Source organism: Arthrobacter sp. R-11 (genome assembly GCF_049913155.1).
Classification (GTDB): domain Bacteria; phylum Actinomycetota; class Actinomycetes; order Actinomycetales; family Micrococcaceae; genus Arthrobacter.
Genome location: NZ_CP183979.1, coordinates 2,384,326 through 2,399,944, shown reverse-complemented (window position 1 = coordinate 2,399,944; position 15,619 = coordinate 2,384,326). Strand labels below are relative to the sequence as shown.

The 15,619-nt window shown below is 65.4% G+C and carries 15 protein-coding genes; 9 read left to right on the top strand and 6 right to left on the bottom strand.

All coding sequences use genetic code 11. The features are described from left to right. Window positions 1–419: 419 nt before the first annotated feature. Complete coding sequence (locus ACN9M4_RS10815; protein WP_426297746.1) at window positions 420–1,148, top strand: uridine kinase; 729 nt, start codon at window positions 420–422, stop codon at window positions 1,146–1,148. A 569-nt stretch (window positions 1,149–1,717) separates the two neighbouring features. Continuing rightward, window positions 1,718–2,602 carry a ComEC/Rec2 family competence protein gene (locus ACN9M4_RS10810; protein WP_426297744.1) on the top strand — a complete coding sequence of 295 codons (885 nt, stop codon included), beginning with the start codon at window positions 1,718–1,720 and terminating at the stop codon, window positions 2,600–2,602. On the opposite strand, the gene ACN9M4_RS10805 is transcribed toward ACN9M4_RS10810, so the two are convergent. Continuing rightward, window positions 2,583–3,293, bottom strand: coding sequence for an SOS response-associated peptidase (locus ACN9M4_RS10805; RefSeq protein WP_426297742.1), 711 nt, complete (start codon window positions 3,291–3,293; stop codon window positions 2,583–2,585). The genes ACN9M4_RS10810 and ACN9M4_RS10805 overlap by 20 nt on opposite strands. Before the next feature lie 493 nt (window positions 3,294–3,786). Between ACN9M4_RS10805 and holA the strand changes: the two genes are divergently transcribed. Then, the gene (gene holA / locus ACN9M4_RS10800) at window positions 3,787–4,803 is read left to right on the top strand and encodes a DNA polymerase III subunit delta (RefSeq protein WP_426297740.1); all 1,017 of its coding nucleotides are present in this window, start codon (window positions 3,787–3,789) and stop codon (window positions 4,801–4,803) included. Between the two features lie 141 nt (window positions 4,804–4,944). Here holA and rpsT read toward each other — a convergent pair whose 3' ends face one another. Together rpsT and ACN9M4_RS10790 are read right to left on the bottom strand one after the other, a co-directional pair. Beyond that, window positions 4,945–5,205 (bottom strand): 30S ribosomal protein S20, encoded by a 261-nt coding sequence (gene rpsT / locus ACN9M4_RS10795; protein ID WP_426297738.1) that lies wholly within the window; start codon window positions 5,203–5,205, stop codon window positions 4,945–4,947. Between the two features lie 169 nt (window positions 5,206–5,374). Beyond that, window positions 5,375–5,932, bottom strand: a complete 558-nt coding sequence (locus tag ACN9M4_RS10790; protein WP_426297736.1) for a type II toxin-antitoxin system PemK/MazF family toxin — start codon at window positions 5,930–5,932, stop codon at window positions 5,375–5,377. A 161-nt stretch (window positions 5,933–6,093) separates the two neighbouring features. Between ACN9M4_RS10790 and lepA the strand changes: the two genes are divergently transcribed. The 3 genes from lepA (at window position 6,094) to ACN9M4_RS10775 (ending at window position 9,815) form a co-directional block, all read left to right on the top strand. Beyond that, window positions 6,094–7,947, top strand: a complete 1,854-nt coding sequence (lepA, locus tag ACN9M4_RS10785) for a translation elongation factor 4 (protein ID WP_426303447.1) — start codon at window positions 6,094–6,096, stop codon at window positions 7,945–7,947. Next, window positions 7,947–9,176, top strand: a complete 1,230-nt coding sequence (hemW, locus tag ACN9M4_RS10780; RefSeq protein ID WP_426297734.1) for a radical SAM family heme chaperone HemW — start codon at window positions 7,947–7,949, stop codon at window positions 9,174–9,176. The genes lepA and hemW overlap by 1 nt, the downstream gene beginning before the upstream one ends. Window positions 9,177–9,296: 120 nt before the next feature. Continuing rightward, window positions 9,297–9,815: a hypothetical protein gene (locus ACN9M4_RS10775; protein ID WP_426297732.1), complete on the top strand. Its 519-nt coding sequence runs from the start codon at window positions 9,297–9,299 to the stop codon at window positions 9,813–9,815. A gap of 9 nt (window positions 9,816–9,824) precedes the next feature. Here ACN9M4_RS10775 and ACN9M4_RS10770 read toward each other — a convergent pair whose 3' ends face one another. Further along, entirely contained in the window at window positions 9,825–10,238 is a 414-nt protein-coding gene (locus ACN9M4_RS10770; RefSeq protein WP_426297730.1) for a DUF4870 domain-containing protein, read from the bottom strand. A gap of 120 nt (window positions 10,239–10,358) precedes the next feature. Further along, complete coding sequence (locus ACN9M4_RS10765; RefSeq protein ID WP_426303446.1) at window positions 10,359–11,222, bottom strand: DUF3097 domain-containing protein; 864 nt, start codon at window positions 11,220–11,222, stop codon at window positions 10,359–10,361. 244 nt (window positions 11,223–11,466) lie between these two features. Here ACN9M4_RS10765 and hrcA point away from each other — a divergent pair, with 244 nt between their 5' ends. Genes hrcA through ACN9M4_RS10750 form a run of 3 tightly spaced genes read left to right on the top strand, consistent with a single transcriptional unit; the run spans window position 11,467 to window position 14,439 of the window. Next, on the top strand, window positions 11,467–12,480 hold the full coding sequence (gene hrcA, locus ACN9M4_RS10760) for a heat-inducible transcriptional repressor HrcA (RefSeq protein WP_426297728.1): 1,014 nt from the start codon (window positions 11,467–11,469) through the stop codon (window positions 12,478–12,480). A gap of 55 nt (window positions 12,481–12,535) precedes the next feature. Then, a complete protein-coding gene (gene dnaJ / locus ACN9M4_RS10755; protein WP_426297726.1) occupies window positions 12,536–13,660 on the top strand; it encodes a molecular chaperone DnaJ in 1,125 nt (374 codons plus the stop codon). A gap of 2 nt (window positions 13,661–13,662) precedes the next feature. Then, window positions 13,663–14,439: a 16S rRNA (uracil(1498)-N(3))-methyltransferase gene (locus ACN9M4_RS10750; RefSeq protein WP_426297724.1), complete on the top strand. Its 777-nt coding sequence runs from the start codon at window positions 13,663–13,665 to the stop codon at window positions 14,437–14,439. A gap of 44 nt (window positions 14,440–14,483) precedes the next feature. Here ACN9M4_RS10750 and ACN9M4_RS10745 read toward each other — a convergent pair whose 3' ends face one another. Beyond that, a complete protein-coding gene (locus tag ACN9M4_RS10745; protein ID WP_426297722.1) occupies window positions 14,484–15,377 on the bottom strand; it encodes a GerMN domain-containing protein in 894 nt (297 codons plus the stop codon). Between the last annotated feature and the right edge of the window lie 242 nt (window positions 15,378–15,619).

Below are 15,619 nucleotides of genomic sequence, written 5' to 3'. Positions count from 1 at the left end.
GGAGCTTCCGGTGTTCGAGCAGTGCTCTACGAATGAAGCGCACTTCACCGCCTCCTTCCCCATCGGACTGCTTGTTCGGCAGCTTAGCGCTCCCAGCCTGCATGGCTGGAGGCCTCGTCGGGGATCATGAAGCCTTCCGCCCGCGCTGATCCTGCATCAAACGCAACATGGTGGGGAATGCCGGTAGTTTGAGCAATAGCCTTTGACTGAATAGCTGAAGCTCGCAGAAGGGTTTTGAAACGATCTGGAGTGGAGCGTTTAGGGTACCTTCACCGGGCGGTTTTCGGGCGGGTGTTATGGGAAGCAGTGAGGGTCCGGGGACGGCCTTTCTCGAAGAAAGCTAGGGCAGTGGCGAGCTGACGCGGTTGGGGAGCCGTTAACGAACGCCGGCGAAGGGGTACTTCTGTGAAGATGACGATGTGAAGAAGTTCATGCGATCGCTGGCAAGCAACATTCTCGACGTCATCGGGCCAGGGCGTCGGCTCGTCGCAATCGACGGTGTAGACGGCAGCGGCAAGACATTCTTCACCGCAAACCTGGTATCCGAGATCCGGAATCGCCCTGTGACAGTCATTCACGCCGACGACTTTCTAAACCCCTCGGCGATACGGCATGCCAAGGGACGTGCTTCACCGGAAGGGTTCTGGAAAGACACCTACAACTACGCCGCCTTGCAAGATCAGCTACTCAGACCGCTTGGCCCAAAAGGAACCGGCTGGTACTCACCGGCTTCCTACAATTCCGCGACCGACCGAACCGCGCAAGAGGACGTCCTGCTCGCTCCATCAGATGCACTCGTCTTTGTGGAAGGAATGTTCCTCCACCGCGATGAACTGGCCTTCTACTGGGATGCTTCCGTATTCTTGGACGTTCCTTTCACCGAAACCGCGCAACGAATGGCAGTTCGGAATGGCAGCAACCCAGACCCTGAGCATTCATCGATGCGCCGATACGTCGGAGGACAGCGTCTCTACTTCGACGCGGCACGACCATGGGAACGCGCCACGTTCGTGGTGGATAACTCGGATTTCACGTCACCGAGAGTCATCGTCCAGACATGGTTACAAGTGCCCGGTGAGGGACCGGCTTACGGACACCAATTCATGTCAGCGATGGCGTCAGAAGCGGTCCTCTTTGTCGGGGAGTAGGAGGGTAACTGGGGTCCCTGCGGCATGATGGCTGCATGCTTATTGAAGTGATTCAGCGTTGGGGCGAGGCCTCGTTCCAGCCTCCCGCCGCGGCGGACGCTGTGCGGGCTTGCGAAGCGCAACTGGGTCACAAGGTCCCTGACCAGCTTCGGCGCCTCCTAGCGGAGACGGATGGTATTGAGGGCGACTATGGGCTCGGCCTGCTTTGGACCACTCGTCGAATCGCTGAGGACAACAGCGCCTTCCGCCGAAATCCCGACTTCCGTCGGCTGTATATGCCCTTCACAGAAATATCAATCTGGCGAGCTACCTTGCTCAGTGCACCGATGCGCTTCACATTGTGCGTCACCGTCGAGTCGTCCATCCTGTCGAGCAGTTGCCTCACGTTGGATTGGCTCCTGCAGGCACCCGATCATCGTCCACTCACGACCGGACGATGTGCTTGATCGTCAGGCCGGTACCATCACTGGATAGCACGAAACCGGCGTTGACCAGCGAAAACGCTGTTTCAGGCCGACCCACCTCCCGTTTTAACATTCACTGGAGCGAACTGCAGCCTGATCCTGGGGTTGCTGATTGTCCTGGCCAGGAGTTGCCGTCTCGGCCGGGCAGCGGCGGCTGCCGTGGCGCTGGGCGGCCTTGGCGGCTTTGTGTGGCTGGTCGGGCCGGAACCGAGCGTGCTTCGGGCCGCTGTTATGGGCGGGATTGGTCTGCTTGCGATCAGCAGCGGGCGGCCGGGGCGCAGCCTGGGATTTCTTTGCCTTGCCGTCGCGGTGCTCATCGTTGGCGAGCCGTCCTTGGCCGGCAGCCCTGGTTTCCTGCTCTCGGTCCTCGCCACCCTGGGGATCGTACTGCTGGCCCGGCCGCTCATGGCCAGGGCGCCGGAGTGGTTGCCCCGGCCCGTCGGGGCAGCCTTGGCTGTGCCTCTGTCCGCGCAGTTGTTCTGCGCGCCCGTCATTGTGGGACTGCAGCCGCAGTTCACGGTCTTTTCCCTGCTGGCGAACGTCGTCATGGCACCGTTCGTCGCGCCCGTGACGGTCTTCGGAACGCTGGCGGTGCCCGTGCTGGCGGTCCATGAGGGCGCGGCAACCGTCTTCCTGCGGGCAGCCGCGGTGTGTGCCGGGGCGATCGCCGCAATTGCGCGCTTCCTCGCCGGGCTGCCGGGAGCCGTGCTGCCGTGGCCCGAGGGAGGGTGGGGAATGGTCACCATGGCGCTGTGCTCCGCCGGGAACCTGGCCTTGCTTTGGATGCTCCTGCACCCGGCACGTTGCTTGCGGTTCGCCGTGGCCAGCCACGGCTTTGTTGTGGAACGGATCGAAGTTTTTGAGGCGTGGGTGGAGCGGCGGCGCCGTCTGCCTTTCCGCGGGCGTTTGCGGTCAGCTGCCGCGACGTCGCGCCGGCACGTATCTGGAAGACCGGATAGCTTGCCGCGAACTAAGCGGCTGCTTCAATGAGCTCGGGTCCGTTGTTTCGGACGTAGTTCACCTTGTCGCTGACGACGCGTGGCACCAGGTGGGGTTCAGGCATGGAATCCAGGAGGGCCCGGACGTCGGCTTCTTTCGTGGTCTCCGGGTCGAGCCAGTCCGTCCACATGTCCGGCGGCACGACCAGGGGGGTCCGGTCGTGAATGTGGCCGAGCGCGTCCGAGGCCGCCGTCGTGATGATCGTGGCCGTCCGCAGCCATTTTTCCGGGTGCCCGTCGGGCAGTGCCGGATCCGGCCAGTTCTCGAACAGGGCCGCGAACGCCAGCGGCTCTTCGTCGGCTCCGTGCAAGTAGGTCGGGATCTTCTTCGCGTCAGCCGTCTTTTCCCATTCGTAGTAACCGTCGCTGGGAATGAGTCCCCGCCTGGCCGCCGCGGCTTTCCGGAAGGAAGGTTTCTCGGTGACGGTTTCCATGCGGGCGTTGATCAGCCGGGCCGCGCCCTTCGTGTCCTTAGCCCATGACGGCACGAGGCCCCAGCGCGCTGTGACGAGCTTCCGCGACACCGCTTCGTCCCCAGTGCCGTGTCGGTCCAGGATGACTGGAATCGGGTCTGTTGGGGCGACGTTCCAACTCGCCGCGAGATCGGGGTCAACAACCTCGCTGACGAGGAAGAAGTCCTGAATGTCCGCAGCTGAGTACGTCATCACAAAGCGTCCGCACATGAGCCCATTATTGCCGCTGGCCGGATCCGCAGATAGTGCGCCATCGAGGGAGGATTCTCGTGCCTTGCAGGGAAGTGCGTCACCCATCGCTGGGCAAATCATCCGCTTCAGCCTCCATGAGGCATTCAAAGGTTCCGCCAGCGGGACGATGGATGGGGTTTGGTAAGCGTGGGCCACAGGAAGTGTGGTCAGAATGGAAAGCGGCCGACGAGGCAGTGTCCCGGCTACCCGCTAGGTCCAAGCGGTACCTAATCCGTCTAACAGGCTCGCCGGTTAATCGTGTGATGTGCCTTCAAGATTGTGCGTCGATCGTGCGGTTGCGTGCCCGGATGAAAGCGTTGCCGAGTCGCTAATAGCTACGGTATCCGTCTGACACCATTTCGTGACAGACTTCCCGGTCCAGGCCGCCTCCCTGGATCTGCCGTCGTTCCGGCATCCCGGGCGGTCGTGGGAGACTGGAACCCTGCACAAACCCGTCCGGAAGGAAGCACACTTGGCTGCTGCCCAGGCCCCAAAGGCCAAGACCTCGTCGGCGAATGCGACCACCTGGCGTGACGTGACGCCGGCCGCCGTAGTGCTGATCACCGGGCCGGAGGAGTACCTGGGCATCCGCGCCATGGACCGGGTGAGGTCGCTCGTCCGTGAAGCTACGCCCGACGTCGAGCTCAGCCGGCTCAACGCCGGTGCCTACGAAGCAGGCGCCCTGGCCATGACGGTCACGCCATCGCTCTTCGGCGAGGGCAAGCTGCTTGAGGTCGAGGGGCTTGAGGCCATGAACGAAGCCTTCCTCAACGATGCGCTGGCCTATGTGGCCAAGCCGGAAGACGACGTCGTGCTGGTCCTGCGCCACAGCGGTGGCACCCGGGGAAAAAAGCTGCTGGACGCGGTCAAAGCGGCGGGCTGGCCGGTAGTGGACTGCCAGCCGCTCAAGAAGGATGCGGAGAAGGCGGCGTTCGTGGTGGCCGAGTTCAAGGTCGGCGGCCGCCGGATCGAGAACGAAGCAGTGCAGGCCCTGGTCAATGCCGTGGGAACGTCGTTGTCCGAACTGGCCGCCTCATGCCGTCAGCTTATCGCCGACGCCACCACGGCCGTGGATGCCGCCATGGTCGAGCGCTACTACGGCGGCCGTGTCGAAGCAACGGCATTCAAAGTCGCGGATGCGGCGATGGCCGGGAACGCCCCGCTGGCCCTTTCCAGCCTCCGCCACGCCTTGGCAACCGGAGTGGATCCCGTCCCCCTGGTCGCGGCACTGGCCGCCAAGTTGCGTACCTTGGCCAGGGTGGCTGGCGCGCAAGGCTCGTCGGCGCAGATTGCCAAGCAGCTGGGCATGCAGCCCTGGCTGGTCGAACAGGCACAGCGCGATGTCCGCCGCTGGACCCCGGAAGGGCTGATCCGTTCAATCCAGGTCACGGCCGAAGCCGATGCCCAGGTGAAGGGCCTTTCCCGCGATCCCGTGTACGCGGTGGAACACGCCGTGACGGTCATCGCCATGTCCGCCCGCGGCCGCTAGCGTCGGCCGGCAAGCCGGGCCCCGAGCCACTCCGGCCCTAAGAAGCCCCTAAAGGAGCCGCGAAAGAACAGGCCCTTTAATGCGATGAGGCCGGCCCAAACGGGCCGGCCTCAATTTCAGCTCAGTCGAACTGGAAAAACCTTAGAGTGCGTTGACCTTCTTGGAGATCGCCGACTTGCGGTTCGCAGCGTTGTTCTTGTGAATAACGCCCTTGCTGACAGCCTTGTCCAGCTTACGGCCGGCAGCAACAAGAGCAGTCGTTGCAGCATCCTTGTCAGCAGACTCAACGGCGGTGTTGACGGCGCGGATGGCCGTCTTCAGCTCGGACTTGACGGCGTTGTTACGCAGACGAGCCTTCTCGTTGGTGAGGATGCGCTTCTTCTGGGACTTGATATTAGCCACGTGTGTGAACTCTCTTTTTAATGCGGAAATTGGTCTAGAGGGTTATCAGGTTGGCCATCGACTGAGCGGCGTGGGGATGCCTATGGCAGCCAACCATGTATGGCCGTCGACCTGCACGGACATACAGCCATACATAGTATCAGACTCCGCGGGGGCCCGGCTTCCCGGACTAGGCGCGGCCCGGCCGTCGTCGCAGCCGGTCTGCAACCAGTTGGAACGTCGCGTTGTCCAGGACGGCGCCTTCCCGCCGGACTCCCGCCGGATCTATGCGGATGATCCGGTCCAGTTTTACCTCGCTGGCCCGCCACTGCGGGTCCCACGGTCCGGCGCCGATATCCACATAATCGTCCGCCTCGCGACCGTTGGTGTGGTCCTTGCTGGTCAGCATCAGCCCCAGCAGCCAGCTTCCGTCGCGCCCGACAAGCAGCACGGGGCGGTCCTTGCCCTTCGTGTGGTCCTCTTCGAAGGGCACCCAGGACCAGACGATTTCGCCCGGATCGGGCCGGCCGTCGAGAGCGGGGGAGTAGCGCGGTGAAACAGTGCCGCTGAAATCACCCGGATAGACCCCGACGCCGGAGGGTGCCGGGGCCTGCCGCCTGGCCTTGGGCGCCGTTCCCGGCGCCGTTCCCCGCGGCGCCGGCCGGGCGCTTCCGGCCGCCAACCGCCGCAGCGAGCACAGCGATGCGGTGAGGAGCCTGCCAAGGAATGAACGTGTTTCAGGTGCCATGCCACCACCGTATCCGCCCGCCCTGCCCAAACGGATTTACGATGCGCGCCGGAGCGCCGGTTCGTGGGAGACTATGAGTTCAGATATGCGGTGCATGCCGGAGCAGCAGGGCTGCCCGGGCTACATTTCCCCGCGTGAGTGTCGACAGTAAGGACCCCTGCGTGTCTCCCATGGCCCGCACCGCCCCGGTGCCTGCCGCAACAGATCCGGCCATCATCCGGAACTTCTGCATCATTGCCCACATCGACCACGGCAAGTCCACCCTGGCCGACCGCATGCTGCAGTACACCGGCGTCGTCCAATCGCGCGACATGAAGGCCCAGTACCTGGACCGCATGGACATCGAGCGCGAACGCGGCATCACCATCAAGTCCCAGGCCGTCCGCATGCCCTGGGAGCTCGATGGCACCAGTTACGCCCTGAACATGATCGATACCCCGGGCCACGTTGACTTCACCTACGAGGTCTCCCGTTCATTGGCAGCCTGCGAAGGCGCGGTGCTGCTGGTGGACGCCGCGCAGGGCATCGAAGCGCAGACCCTGGCCAACCTCTACCTGGCCATGGAAAACGATCTGACCATCATTCCGGTGCTGAACAAGATCGACCTCCCGGCGGCCCAGCCCGAGAAGTACGCCGAGGAACTGGCTAACCTGATTGGCGGCGACCCGGAAGACGTCCTGAAGGTCTCCGGCAAGACCGGCGTCGGCGTTGAAGCCCTCCTGGACCGGATTGTGCGCGATCTTCCGGCACCCGTCGGCGATCCCGATGCACCGGCGCGTGCCATGATCTTCGACTCTGTCTACGACACTTACCGCGGCGTAGTCACCTACGTCCGGGTTGTCGACGGCATGCTGCACCCGCGCGAGCGGATCCAGATGATGTCCACCAAGGCCAGCCACGAACTCCTCGAGATCGGCGTGAGCTCCCCGGAGCCCGTGCCGTCCAAGGGCCTGGGCGTCGGCGAAGTCGGCTACCTGATCACCGGCGTGAAGGACGTCCGCCAGTCCAAGGTCGGCGACACCGTCACCAACCTTGCCAAGCCGGCGTCGGAATCCCTGAGCGGTTACGCGGACCCCAAGCCCATGGTCTTCTCCGGGCTCTACCCGCTGGACGGCACGGACTACCCGGTGCTCCGCGATGCCCTGGACAAGCTCAAGCTGAATGACGCAGCCCTGATCTACGAACCGGAAACGTCCGCGGCCCTGGGCTTCGGTTTCCGCGTGGGCTTCCTGGGCCTGCTGCACCTGGAAATCGTGCGTGAGCGCCTGGAACGCGAGTTCAACCTGGACCTGATCTCCACCGCACCGAACGTCGTCTACGAGGTCACCCTCGAGGACAAGAGCACCATCACGGTGACCAACCCCAGCGAGTTCCCGGCCGGCAAGATCAATGAGGTCCGCGAGCCCATGGTGGCCGCCACCATCCTTGCCCCCAATGAGTTCGTCGGCGCCATCATGGAACTCTGCCAGGGCCGCCGCGGCACGATGCGCGGCATGGACTACCTCTCCGAGGACCGCGTGGAACTGCGTTACTGGATTCCGCTCGCGGAAATCGTCTTCGACTTCTTCGACATCCTCAAGTCCAAGACGCGCGGCTACGCCTCGCTGGACTGGAAGGCCGACGGCGAACAGGTGGCCGACCTGGTCAAGGTCGACATCCTGCTCCAGGGCGAACAGGTGGACGCCTTCAGCGCCATCACGCACCGCGACAAGGCCTACGCCTACGGCGTGATGATGACGTCGAAGTTGCGCGAACTGATCCCGAGGCAGCAGTTCGAGGTGCCCATCCAGGCGGCCATCGGCTCCCGGATCATCGCCCGCGAAAGCATCCGTGCCATCCGCAAGGACGTGCTGGCCAAGTGCTACGGCGGTGACATCACCCGTAAGCGCAAGCTGCTCGAAAAGCAGAAGGAAGGCAAGAAGCGCATGAAGATGGTGGGCCGCGTGGAGGTTCCCCAGGAAGCCTTCATCGCCGCCCTCACCACCGACGAGTCCAAGGACAAGGCTAAGAAGTAGTGCCAAGCGCCCTTCCTCTTGGCGATCCGGCGCCTGCGGACGGACTGCTGCCCCCGCAGGTGCTGGACGGCGTCGAACACCGGAAGTTCGGGCTGTACGTCCACATCCCGTTCTGCGCCGTGCGCTGCGGCTACTGCGACTTCAACACCTACACGGCCAGGGAACTGGGCGGCGGCGCCTCCCAGGACGCCTACGCCGGAACGGCGGTTGCCGAAGTCGACTTCGCTGCTGCGGCAATGCAGGCTTCCGGCTTGCCTGCCCGCAAACTCAGCACTGTCTTCTTCGGCGGCGGCACTCCCACGCTGCTTCCTGCGGAGGACCTTGCCCGGATCCTGGCCGCCGCCGTCGGGCATTGGGGACTGGAAACGGGCGCGGAGGTCACCACCGAGGCGAACCCGGATTCGGTCACGCCCGAGTCGCTGGAACTGCTCGCCAAGGCCGGCTTCACCCGGGTGTCCTTCGGCATGCAGTCCGCCGTGCCGCACGTGCTGAAGGTCCTGGACCGTACGCACAGCCCCGAACGGGTGCCGCAGGCAGTGCAGTGGGCCCGCGACGCCGGCCTCGACGTCAGCCTGGACCTCATCTACGGCACGCCCGGCGAATCGATGCACGACTGGCGCACCTCGCTGGAAACCGCCCTCTCCTACGGGCCGGACCACATCAGCGCGTACGCGCTGATCGTCGAGGAAGGAACCAAGCTCGCCGCCCAGATGCGCCGCGGCGAAGTCCCCGGAATCGACGACGACGACCACGCCGCCAAATACGAACTCGCCGACCAACTCATCTCCGCCGCCGGCCTGAACTGGTACGAGGTCAGTAACTGGTCCAGGACGCCCGGGCACGCCTGCCGCCACAACCTGGCCTACTGGCGCGGGGACGACTGGTGGGGCATCGGCCCCGGCTCGCATTCGCACATGGGCGGGGTCCGCTGGTGGAACGTGAAGCACCCCACCGCCTATGCCAGCCGGCTTGCCGCAGGCGAGTCCCCGGCGGCCGGCCGCGAAACCCTCGACGCCGGTACGCGCGAAATGGAGCGCATCATGCTGGAGGCGCGGCTGGGGAGCGGGCTGGAAGTCGACGCGCTCGACGCCGTCGGCCGTCATGCCGTCGCCGGCCTGATCGCCGACGGGCTGGTGGAGCCGGCGGACGCCTTCAAGGGGCGCCTCGTCCTTACGCTGAAGGGTCGCCTCCTGGCCGATGCCGTGGTGCGCCGGCTGCTGCCCGAATAGGGGCTGGCCGCCACCTGTTCAGCCGTTCCTGGCGGGAATATCATGTGCGTGGACGGCCCGGCAATCCGGCTTGGCGCGCCGGTTCCGCCCGCTGCATGAAGACCAATGCTGGGAGGGATCATGTCTTCGATTTCAGCGCAGTCCCCGTTCGGCGTTCCCTGGCGGAGCGCACTTCTTTTCCTTGCAGTGGTGACAGGATTCCTGCTGCTATCCCTTATGACGTTCGACCCGAAGGTCGGGACGGCCGCCTGGGTCATCAGGATCGCCGGTACGGTGGTCTGGATCGCTTTCGCCGCCTACCTTGGCTACCGGGACATCGTCCAGAAACAGGGCAACGGACCGCAGGACATTGACCATGTCCCCTTCGACCGGTGGTCGTGGATCCATGCCTCGGCCGGGGCCATGCTCGGGTTCTGGTCCGTGCCGCTGATCCTGGTTGCGGCCATCACCATCGGCTGGGAATTCTTCGAAAAGTACGTGCCGGGATTCGGCGAGAAGGAGACCCTGGCGAACCGCGCGGTGGACGTGGTCGGCGCGTGGGTCGGCTGGGTGCTGCTCGCGCTGCTTATCGCCGCGCTGGAGAAGGACTCCGTCCCGTTTGTGCTGCCTTCCGCGGATGCGTGGATCCGGAACCTCTAGGCCAGCGGGCTACTTGATCCAGCGCAGGTTGAAACGGTACCTGTGCGGCTGGCCGTGGTTGACCCGGATGCCCGCTGAAACTGCGAAGCACGTCAGCGCAACCCAGATGGCCGTGGCCAACACCGCAAACAGGTTGCCCACCGCCGGAAGGATCACCAGGATGTTGGCGATCACTGCCGCAATGGTGGGAGGCAGGGTGAAGTTCAGGGCTTCCTTGGACTCCTGGGCGGTGAACGGGCCGCGGTCCCGGAAGATCAAGTAGATCAGCAAAGCCGGGACGCAGCCGAGGATTCCGCCGAAATGGGCCAGGGTGGCCCACTGGCGGTCTTCGCCCGCGGTCAGGGGAAGAGCGTTGGCAGGGACGCCGTGGTACTGGGGCTGGCCCTGCGGTGCGTCCAACCCGTCGGGAGCGTTCTCTGCCACTGTGTCTTCCTTAAGGGGCTCGGGTCCGGTGATGTTGCTGTCCCAGAATACTGGGTCGGTGGTGCTTACGGAGACCAGCTGCGCGGCATGGCGCGGGCATGGCTGCTGCGGGAGGCAGGTTCAGGGGGCTGTGAGGAAGTCGATGACTTCTTCCACGCGGCCCAGCAGGGAAGCCTCGAGGTCCGCATAGCTGCGCACGGCGCCCAGCAGTTTCTGCCAGCCCAGGCCGACGTCCTCGGCCGTGGCATGCGGCCACCCGAAGGACTTCAGGATGCCGGTCTTCCAGTCGCTTCCGCGGGGGATTTCCGGCCAGCGCTCGATTCCGAGGGTCTTCGGCCGGATGGCCTGCCATACGTCCACATACGGGTGCCCCACGATGAGGACGTTCCCTGCGGCTCCCGGCAGGGTCATGGCCTCGGCGGCGATGCGGGATTCCTTGGAATCCGGGACCAGGTGGTCCACCAGGATGCCCAGTTTGCGCCCGGGGCCGGGGGAGAAGGCCGAGATGGCGGACTTCAGATCGTCCACGCCGTGCAGCGGCTCGACGACGATGCCCTCCACCCGGAGGTCGTCACCCCAGACTTTCTCCACCAGTTCGGCGTCGTGCTTGCCTTCCACCCAGATGCGGCTGGCCTTGGCCACCTGGGCCCGCTGGCCGGCGACCTTGACGGAACCGGAGGCGGTGCGCCCGGCAGGGACAGCACCGGCTGCCGTGCCGCTTGCGGCCCGGGGCGCCGGCGGGAGGAGTTTGATTGGCTGACCATCCAGCAGGAAGCCGAAGCCGAGCCGGAAGGACTTGGTCCTGCCGTTCCGGTCTTCGAGGGCGACGATGTGCATGCCTCCGGACTTTTCGATCCGGACCACCGCGCCCACCCAGCCGGACTGCACATCCTCAAGTACCATTCCGGCTTCGGCCGGAACCTCGGGAAGTGCCCGTTTGGCGGGGGCGGAAAGGGTTCCGGGGCCCCAGTTGTCGTAGGACACGGTGTCACACCACTTCACTGTCGGAGGTCATTCCGGCCGCCGGAAGCCGCCGGAGCCTGCGGGAGGCTTGTTCGCCGCGAGCGGTACCAATGCTAACAACGGCCCGGCACATACTAGACTTGTTAGCACTTGGGCATGTTGAGTGCTAAGAATCAGTGCTAGGAATCGCGGTTCCGCCGGGCGGCGGACGCGGAACAACCGCGAGAGAATCCAGGGGCAGGAACGTCCGAGGGGAGGCAAGGGGATGAGCGAGCCACGCAAGCTGGAAGTGCTGCGTGCCATCGTCGAAGACTACGTGCATTCGCGCGAACCCGTCGGCTCCAAGGCTTTGGTGGAACGCCACCACCTCGGTGTTTCCAGTGCCACTATCCGCAACGACATGGCACTGCTTGAGGAAGAGGGCCTCATCGCGGCCCCACACACGAGTGCCGGGCGAATCCCTACCGACAAGGGCTACCGTCTCTTCGTGGACCGGATCTCGGCGATGAAGCCGCTCTCGGCCGCGGAGCGCCGGGCCATCCACTCGCTGCTGGAGGGGGCCGACGACGTCGAGGACATCCTGGAGCGCACTGTCCGGCTGCTTTCCCAGCTGACTAACCAGGTCGCCGTCGTCCAGTACCCGCACTCCAGCGGGGCCAAGCTGCGGCACATCGAATTCGTGCTCCTGGCGCCGCGCCAGGTGCTCGTGGTGCTGATCGCGGACAGCGGCAAGGTCGAACAAAGAGTCGTCGACGCCGGGACGGACCTCACGGATGAGGACCTCACCCTGCTGCGGGCACGCTTCCTGTCCAGCATTTCCGGTGCCCCGCTGGAGCACCTGCCGCAACTTCTGGCGCCTGTGGTCGCGCTCTGCCCGCAGCCGCTCCAGGCCCCGGCCGGAGTGCTCGCGCGCGGTCTGGACAAGCTGGCCGAGAACAGCCGTGACGAACGGATGATGATGGCCGGCACAGCCAACCTCGCGCGCTCCAATGTCGACTTTCCGTTGAGCATCGGCCCGGTCTTGGAGGCCCTTGAGGAACAGGTGGTCATGCTCCGCCTGCTCTCCGAAATGGCCGAGGACCCGCGTGGCGTCACCGTCAGCATCGGCCGGGAGAACCCGTACGACGGGCTGTCCGAAGCTTCGGTCGTCGCTACCGGATACGGTCCGGGCGCCGCCGCGAAGATCGGCATCATCGGACCCACCCGCATGGACTACCCCAGCAGCATGGCCGCCGTCCGTGCGGTGGCACGTTACCTTTCGAGGATCCTCGGCAGCTGAGGCCCGCGGATCCGTCGCAGCAAGAACAGCAGGACAAGAGGAAGAGAAACCGACTTTGAGCAGCCATTACGACGTCCTGGGCGTCTCCCCGGAAGCCACCGGCGAAGAGATCAAGAAGGCGTACCGCAAGCTTGCACGAAAGCTGCACCCCGACGTCAACCCGGGGGAGGACGTCGCGGAGCAGTTCAAGGCAGTCACCCACGCCTACGAGGTTCTTTCCGACCCCCAGAAGCGGCGGGTGTACGACGCCACCGGCAACGAAAACGGCACGGACAACGGCTTCGGCGGCGGCTACGCCGGCCAGGGCTTCGCCTTCCAGGACATCTTCGACACCTTCTTCGGCGGCGGAGGCATGCAGGGCCCGGCCTCGCGGACCCGCCGCGGACAGGACGCGCTGATCAGCGTCCGCGTGGACCTCAAGGACGCCGTCTTCGGCGTGAACAAGAAGCTCGAAGTCGACACCGCCGTCGTCTGCCCCACCTGCGACGGCTCCTGCTGCCGTCCGGGCACCCACCCGGAACGCTGCGACATCTGCGGCGGCAGCGGCCAGGTCCAGCGCGCAGTGCGTTCCATCCTCGGCCAGGTCATGACCGCCGCCCCCTGCGGTTCCTGCGAGGGTTTCGGCACGATCATCAAGGACCCCTGCAACGAATGCAACGGCCAGGGCCGCATCCGCAGCCGCCGTTCGCTGACCATCAAGGTGCCTGCCGGCGTCGGCACGGGTACCCGCATCCAGCTTTCCGGCCAGGGCGAAGCTGGCCCGGCCGGCGGTCCGTCCGGCGACCTGTACGTCGAGATCCGCGTCAACAGCGATCCCACCTTCACCCGCGAGGGCGATGACCTTCACGCGACCCTCAGCGTGCCCATGACCGCGGCCGCCCTCGGCACGGAGCTCACCTTCGACACCTTCGACGGGCCGCAGGAAGTGGACGTCAAGTCCGGAACGCAGTCCGGCGAGGTCATCACCCTCCGCGGCCTCGGCGTCACCCACCTGCGCGGCTACGGCCGCGGCGACCTCAAGGTGCACCTGCACATTGAGACTCCCGGCAAGCTCGACGCTGCCCAGGAAGAGCTGCTGCGCCAGCTCGCCAAGCTGCGCGGCGAGCAGTTCACCGAGGGCAAGCTCGTTGCCAGCGGCGGCATGTTCGCGAAGCTGCGGGACAAGCTCGGTAACCTGTAGCGGTGAGCAACCCCGTCTTCTTTGCCCCGGCAGGTGCCCTTGACGGTCTGGTGCCCGGCGACACCTTCGTTCTCGACGGCGCCGAAGCCCGCCACGCCGTCACGGTCAAGCGCCTCGAAACCGGGGAAGCCGTGGACATCGCCGACGGCACCGGCCGGCGCCTGGTGGGCAAAGTGCTCGAAGCGGGCCAGGGAACACTGACCGTCGAAGCCGTGGAACTCCGCGAGGAACCGCGGGCTGCCGTCCGGCTGGTGCTCGTCCAGGCCCTGGCCAAGGGCGACCGCGACGAACTCGCCATCGAAACCGCCACGGAGCTCGGCGTCGACGCGGTCATCCCGTGGCAGTCGGAACGCTCGATCGTGCGCTGGAAGGGCGAGCGGGCAGCCAAGGCCCACGCCAAATGGCAGTCCGTGGTCTCGGCGGCGGCGAAGCAGGCCCGCCGGGCCTGGATCCCCGAGGTGCGTCCCGCCGTCGACGGCGCCGGCCTGGCCAAAGCCGTGGCGGCGGCCGATCTCGCCGTCATCCTGCACGAGGACGCCAAGCGTCCCCTGCGTGCGGCCCTTGCGGACTGGCTGGAGGGACTGCCCGACGGCGGCACGGACGGAGTGCGGGAGGTCCTGCTCCTGGTGGGGCCGGAAGGCGGAATCACCCCACGCGAAGTCACCAAGCTGGCCGACGCGGGCGCCGTGACTGCTCTGCTGGGCAACCATGTGCTGCGCTCGTCAACCGCCGGACCGGCAGCGATCGTGCTGGCCAGCGACATTCTCGGGCGCTGGTAGGGCCGGGACTTTTGGCAGACCGTATCAGCCGACGATGAAGGAACTCAGCCGACGTTGAATGAGCGGGTGTCCGTGGACCCCGGTTCGCCCGCCTGGGCCGGCAAGGAGACCCTCAGTTCGTAGCGGCCGGTGCCGAGGCTGACCGTGAAGGTGAAGGTCCCGCCCTGCCCGGGCACCGCGGATGCGGTGGTTGCGCCGTCAAGGTACAGGGCCTTTTCGCCGTTGACAGCCTCGCGGAAGAGCTGCCATTTCAGCTTTGCTCCCTCAACGGTGGCGCGGCCGTTGAACTTCACCGGTCCGCTGGCCAGGGTGAGGTCTTCCTGCGGGTCGATGATCCAGACCGGCGCCACCTTGGATGCGTCACGGACCATCGGTGCGCCCAGCTTGACCTGCCCGAAGGCCATGAAGTCCTTGTGGCCGTCCACCAGGATGACCACCTGGATCTGCTGTCCGGAGTCGATCAGCCCGGAACTCGCCGCGGCCGCCGTGGCCGTGTACACGAGCTGCTGCACCGCGAGCTGTGCCATGCCGGCGTCGAGGTTTGAATTGAAGGCGTCACGGGACACGTCAACGGTGACGACGTTCTTGCCGGAAATCGAGGTCGCGAGGTCGCTCGGTTCCTGCCACGGCGTGAAGAAGTCGTGGTCCAGCGGCTTCGCGGTCATCATCGTGCGCAGGGCAGTGGTGATGGGGTTTTCCGTGCCCGGGTTGTCGCGGAATTCGCGGTGCAGGGCCACCCCGTTGCCGTTGCGGCCGATCCAGTAGACGGGCACCTTGCTTGAGGCCTGGGTGGTTTCCAGCGGCGTGTTGCTGGACGGGGCATTGTGCATTTGCTGTTGCTGCTGCAGCGTCTCCGGGGCTCCGGCCGGTTCCACGCTTCCGCCGTCGGCGATGCAGCCGTTCAACAGGAGGGCAGCGGCCAGCGCGGCAACGAACAAGACGGAACGGTTCCGCTTGCCCTCCCTGCGCATGCTGGCTGCTGTTCTGATGCTGGTGTCCTGCTGTTGGGGTGTCCCGCCGCTTCGGCAGGAACGGATGCTGCTCCGCCGAAACGGGCAGGTGGACTGTTTGTCCTTACTCAGCTTGGCACAGCACGCCGGCCGGCGGCGGCGCTTCCACTGCCTTAGGCGGAACTGAAACGTTATTGATACGAGGTCGATACTGAGTTGATACCAAAGGT

Excerpts from the sequence above, each read along its gene's own strand:
- ACN9M4_RS10805 (WP_426297742.1), bottom strand. The coding sequence starts at position 3,293 with ATGTGCGGACGCTTTGTGATGACGTACTCAGCTGCGGACATTCAGGAC.
- ACN9M4_RS10790 (WP_426297736.1), bottom strand. The coding sequence starts at position 5,932 with ATGGCACCTGAAACACGTTCATTCCTTGGCAGGCTCCTCACCGCATCG.
- ACN9M4_RS10775 (WP_426297732.1), top strand. The coding sequence starts at position 9,297 with ATGTCTTCGATTTCAGCGCAGTCCCCGTTCGGCGTTCCCTGGCGGAGC.
- hrcA (WP_426297728.1), top strand. The coding sequence starts at position 11,467 with ATGAGCGAGCCACGCAAGCTGGAAGTGCTGCGTGCCATCGTCGAAGAC.